Origin of the sequence: Pararhodobacter sp. SW119, from assembly GCF_017811755.1 — a bacterium.
GTDB lineage: Bacteria > Pseudomonadota > Alphaproteobacteria > Rhodobacterales > Rhodobacteraceae > Pararhodobacter.
In genome coordinates this window covers 1-4,811 of the sequence record NZ_JADDJF010000107.1, presented here as the reverse complement: position 1 = coordinate 4,811, position 4,811 = coordinate 1, and the positions used below count along the sequence as shown (strand labels likewise).

Here is a 4,811-nt window from a genome sequence, read left to right as displayed (position 1 = left end):
GGTTTTTCTTTTTGTATCATACGCTTGCGAAGGTGCTCAAATTTGAGCACTTCCGCGCGCAAGACGGAAAGCGAAGGCAATCGCCGTCCGGATCACTGGCTCTCGCGTTCCATCCAGGCGATCAGGTTCAGCCGGTCCTGAAGTCCGCGCATGCCGTTGTAGCCCATCGTCGTGCCCGGCGCCGCGCCGCGCGGGTTCTCGATGAAAGCGTTCAGCGCCTCGACCGTCCAGACGTCGCCCAGCTGCGTCAGCGCACCCGAATAGTTGAACCCGTCGACCGAACTGATCTCGCGCCCGACCACGCCATGCAGATACGGACCCACGCCGTTTACGCCCTCATCCATCACGTGGCACGCGCGGCACTGACGCCAAAGCCCCTCGCCAGCGTCGGGATCGGCCGAAGCAAAGAGTTCGGCGATATCCACCTCTTCCGCCGGTTCGCCATCATCGACCTCGGCCTCGCCGATATCGATCGCATAGGCGACGGGCGCCTCGCCGTGCGGCAAATAGATCGTTTCGGACACCCACATGCCCAGAAGAAAGATAAGCAACGCCGAACAGACGCCTGCCACTGCCTTGGTGATCACCATGGTATCGAACATGTCGCTTCCCGTCGCCGCTCAGAGATCGGGCTTATCTACCCGCTTCCCCTTGTCGAATTCAAGCGGTAGTTAGCGCGACGGAATGACCCGCCTCGTCGGGCCGCCACGACAGGAGAGTCCGTGACACGACGCATCGCCTTTCAGGGGGAACCCGGCGCCTACTCGCATCAGGCCTGCGTGACCGCGCGGCCGAGCATGGAAGCATTGCCCTGCCGCACCTTCGAGGACGCGATTGCCGCCGTCCACGAAGGCGAAGCCGATCAGGTAATGCTTCCGGTCGAGAATTCGACCTTCGGTCGCGTGCCGGACAACCACAACCTGCTGCCGCGGTCCGGCCTGCATATCGTCGATGAAGTCTTCGTGCGCGTTCACATCAACCTCATGGCCTTGCCGGGGACCCGGCTTCAGGACATCGAACGCGCAATGAGCCATCCGATGCTTCTGGGCCAATGCCGCGGCTTCCTGCGCACGCACGGGATTCACCGGGTGGTCGGTGCCGACACCGCCGGTTCGGCGCGCCATGTGGCAGAACTGGGCGACAGGTCGCTTGCCGCACTCGCCGGGGACCTTGCCGCCGACATCTACGGGCTGGACGTACTGGCCCGCCATATCGAGGATCAGGGCACCAACACCACCCGCTTTCTGGTTCTGGCCCGCACCCCTGACATGAGCCGCCGTGGCGAAAACGGGATGATCACCAGCTTCGTCTTCCAGGTCCGCAACATCCCGGCTGCGCTCTACAAGGCGATGGGCGGGTTCGCCACGAACGGCGTCAACATGACGAAGCTGGAAAGCTACATGGTCGGCGGTTCGTTCACCGCAACGCAGTTCTACGCCGACATCGAAGGTCATCCCGAGGACGAGAACGTGCGCCTCGCGCTCGAGGAATTGTGCTACTTCACCTCGATGCTGAATATCCTGGGCACCTATCCTGCTGCGCCAGAACGCCGCTGAACCCTCAGCGCACCCGCAACGCCGGCTGCGCATCGGCCGCCCGAATGGAGCCGATAACGGCCGCGGGATACCCGGCATCCCGCAATGAATCGACCAGACGCGCGGCCGCCTCGGCTGGTACCACGGCCAGAAGCCCACCCGCCGTCTGAGGGTCATAGAGCAGTGCGGTACGTGCGGTCCGGGGGGCATCGATCCTTCCAATCAGCGCCGCGCGGTTTGCCGGCGCGATGGTCGAGGCGAAACCCGCAGCCGCAAGGTCCTCTGCGCCGTCCATGACGGGAATGCTGGCAAGCTCCACGTCCGCCGCAACACCTCCTGCGCGCAACATCTCATCCAGATGACCGGCAAGGCCGAAACCCGTGACATCGGTCATCGCATGCGCGTCTTGCGCCAGGATCATCGCGGCGTTTCCCTGAGCCTGAGTCAATAGCGCCCATAACGCGGCAATATCGCGCCCGGACGCGCGTTTCTGCATCTCCGCCGCCAGCAGGGTGCCGCTGCCGATCGGCTTGGTCAGGATCAGGGAATCGCCGGGCTGTGCCCCGCCCTTGGTCAGCAACCGTCCGGTCACAAGTCCGGTAACCGTCAAGCCGATCGTCGTTTCCTCACCCAGCGTGGTATGGCCTCCCGCGATCGTGGCGCCGGCCGCGGCCGTCACCAGGCCGGCTCCCGCCAGGATCTCAGCCAGCATCCGCGACTGCATCGCTTCGGGCTGCCGCGGCAGGATCAGGCTCAGCAGGGCCGCCTGTGGCGCCGCGCCCATTGCCCAGATATCCCCCAATGCATGGACCGCCGCGATCCGGGCCATGAGCCAGGGGTCGTCGGTCACCGCCCGCAAATGATCCGTGGCGATGACCTGTCGCGCCCCCCCGATCTTCAGGACCGCTGCATCATCGCCCGCACCGACGCCGACATCCTCTCGTACTGCGGGCAAATCGACGAGTGCCTGACGTAGGGTCGCCGGCCCGACCTTGGCGCCGCATCCGCCGCACAGCGGCTTTTCGCCTAGCATTTCCTGCAGACCTTTGGCCGAGGGGTGTGGGATCGCGTGCACCGGCATTGCAGGCAGATCATGAAACATGCGCATGAACCGCCGGTCGATCCGATCCTTCAATGACCAGAGCCACTCACCCTCGGCGACGACCCCCCACTTTTCCCCAAGCGCGGCACTGTGACCCAGCGAGATGAGTTTCAGATAGTCGCGCTGCGGCCGAAACCGACGCGCCGATCCACCGCTCAGCGCAGCACGCAGGTTATGCGCCAGGATGGGCGCAGAACGAACCGCGAAGACCCCCGCTTTCGGGCGGGGGGCGTGCATCAGATGCGCGCAGTCTCCCACCGCAAAGATCATTTCATGAGAGATTGACGCCAGTGTCGGATCGACAGAGACGTACCCATTGGTCAGGTGCAATCCGGTCCTCGCCAGCCATTGCTGCGGGCGCGCGCCTGCCGCCGCCACGGTCAGAGCCGCGGGAATGCAACGTCCATCGCTCAGCCGCACGTTACCCGCGTCGATCGAAGCCACCGACGCCCCGGTCATGCATCGGATGCCCGATGCCTCAAAGTGCCGCGCCATTCTCCGACGCGCGCGCACGCTAAGTCCTTGCAAGATCTGCGATTCGCGTTCGATCAGGACGATGCGTCTGTCGGCGCGATGACGCAGTCGATGTGCCATGGCAAGCGCAAGTTCCACACCCCCAGCGCCGCCGCCGATTACGACGACATCCGGTGGCGACCGACCTTCACCGACATCGTCGAGGAAAGTCGCCCAACGTTCAGCATAGGCTCCAAGCGGTTTTGCGCTGACACCGTGGAGATCGAAGCCCGGTAGGTCTGGCAGATCTGACGTGATCCCGATGTCCAGCGAAAGCAGATCGAAACCCACTGGCGGCCGCCCGGCGACATACACTTTCCCCGCAACCGGATCGAGCCCTTCGGCCCTGCCCAGGATTAGCCGGGCACCGGCGTGCCGGGCCAATTGTACCAGTTCCATCTCAAGGGCTTCCCGGGGATAGTGGCCAGCGATCAAGCCTGGCAGCATGCCTGTGTACGGCGCGACCGGATTGGGATCTATCAGGGTCAACCGTGCCCCCGCCAAAGGCTTCATCGCCCAGTCGAGCAGGACCAAAGCATGAGCGTGACCACCGCCCACCAGTACCATATCGCGCGTTGCGGGAAACGCTTGCATCCAACCCCCGATCCAAAAAACTCGACGCTTACGTTCCACCGCGGACCAAGATCGACCGACGCCACAAAGGCACGACGCACATCACGACGCACATCACGACGCAAACCACTTGACGTCGAATAGACCGTGCCATACCTAGCGCCGCAATCAGGGCGGAGTAGCTCAGTTGGTTAGAGCAGCGGAATCATAATCCGCGTGTCGGGGGTTCAAGTCCCTCCTCCGCTACCATATATCTCTTTGTAAATCAAAACATATTCTTTTTAGTCCGCTTCCATGCGCTTGCGCCACGCGCCTATTGGGCTACACCGGGGCTACATTCTGCGAGAACGGAACCGACCCGAAGAAGCGTGTTGCGCAACATTGCGCATCGAACTTTGCCGCTTTGCACCCTTCTGAGAGAAACGGTCCGACCGGGCCACAGAACATCGCCGTGCTACCATCTTTCCTGTTGGGACGATGGTAACACCTACTGTGGCGTATTGGCAACGCACGTCAATGTCGGAGCGCTTCCAGTCAGTTTTCTTCGAGCTGGTCGGCAATCCGGTAGGTGCAAACGCTATAAGCGAAAAAAGATTGCCGCCCGATCGTTCGGTCGGGGATTGCCGAGATCCGCAACATGATCATGAGGACGCACCGTGCTTGATACCAACCGCTTCTCCACGCCTGCGCAACCGACTTACCTTGACGTTGCCCAGATCGCCGCCCGCCTTGTGGTCTCCACCGATACCATCTGGCGCTGGAAGCGCGAAGGCCGCTTCCCCAAGGCCAGAAAACTCAGCGCGCGCTTAACCCGGTGGTTGCTCGCCGATATCGAGGCATGGGAGGCTGAGCGAACGATGTGCTTCGCCACCGATCTGTGCCTCGAGATTACCCACTGATCCTCGGCCCGCTCCAAAAAGGGTGGGTTCTCATACATCCCATACATGACGTGGTTGCTGCTCCCCTCGAGAGCGGGAAAACTCTCGGGCGGGTGATCCGAAGGAGAGCAGCGATGGAAGTTTATGTCGGGCTTGACGTAAGTCTCAAGCGGACGGAGGTCTGTGTCGTCGACGGCAGGATGCTTTGGT

General features: G+C 62.6%; 4 protein-coding genes and 1 tRNA gene. 3 read left to right on the top strand and 2 right to left on the bottom strand.

Features of this window, described 5'->3' with window-relative positions; genetic code table 11:
- Positions 1-92: 92 nt before the first annotated feature.
- Entirely contained in the window at positions 93-602 is a 510-nt protein-coding gene (locus IM708_RS20360; protein WP_209428389.1) for a cytochrome c family protein, read from the bottom strand.
- A 120-nt stretch (positions 603-722) separates the two neighbouring features.
- Here IM708_RS20360 and IM708_RS20355 point away from each other — a divergent pair, with 120 nt between their 5' ends.
- Entirely contained in the window at positions 723-1,556 is an 834-nt protein-coding gene (locus IM708_RS20355; RefSeq protein WP_209428388.1) for a prephenate dehydratase, read from the top strand.
- 4 nt (positions 1,557-1,560) lie between these two features.
- Here IM708_RS20355 and selD read toward each other — a convergent pair whose 3' ends face one another.
- Positions 1,561-3,744: a selenide, water dikinase SelD gene (selD, locus tag IM708_RS20350; protein ID WP_209428387.1), complete on the bottom strand. Its 2,184-nt coding sequence runs from the start codon at positions 3,742-3,744 to the stop codon at positions 1,561-1,563.
- 151 nt (positions 3,745-3,895) lie between these two features.
- On the opposite strand from selD, the gene IM708_RS20345 reads away from it, so the two are divergent.
- Both IM708_RS20345 and IM708_RS21490 read left to right on the top strand, forming a co-directional pair.
- Positions 3,896-3,972 (top strand) — tRNA-Met (locus IM708_RS20345).
- A 407-nt stretch (positions 3,973-4,379) separates the two neighbouring features.
- On the top strand, positions 4,380-4,622 hold the full coding sequence (locus tag IM708_RS21490; protein ID WP_209428386.1) for an AlpA family phage regulatory protein: 243 nt from the start codon (positions 4,380-4,382) through the stop codon (positions 4,620-4,622).
- Positions 4,623-4,811 lie beyond the last annotated feature (189 nt).

Coding starts and splice junctions, on each gene's coding strand:
- selD (WP_209428387.1), bottom strand. CDS start 3,744: ATGCAAGCGTTTCCCGCAACGCGCGATATGGTACTGGTGGGCGGTGGT.
- IM708_RS20360 (WP_209428389.1), bottom strand. CDS start 602: ATGTTCGATACCATGGTGATCACCAAGGCAGTGGCAGGCGTCTGTTCG.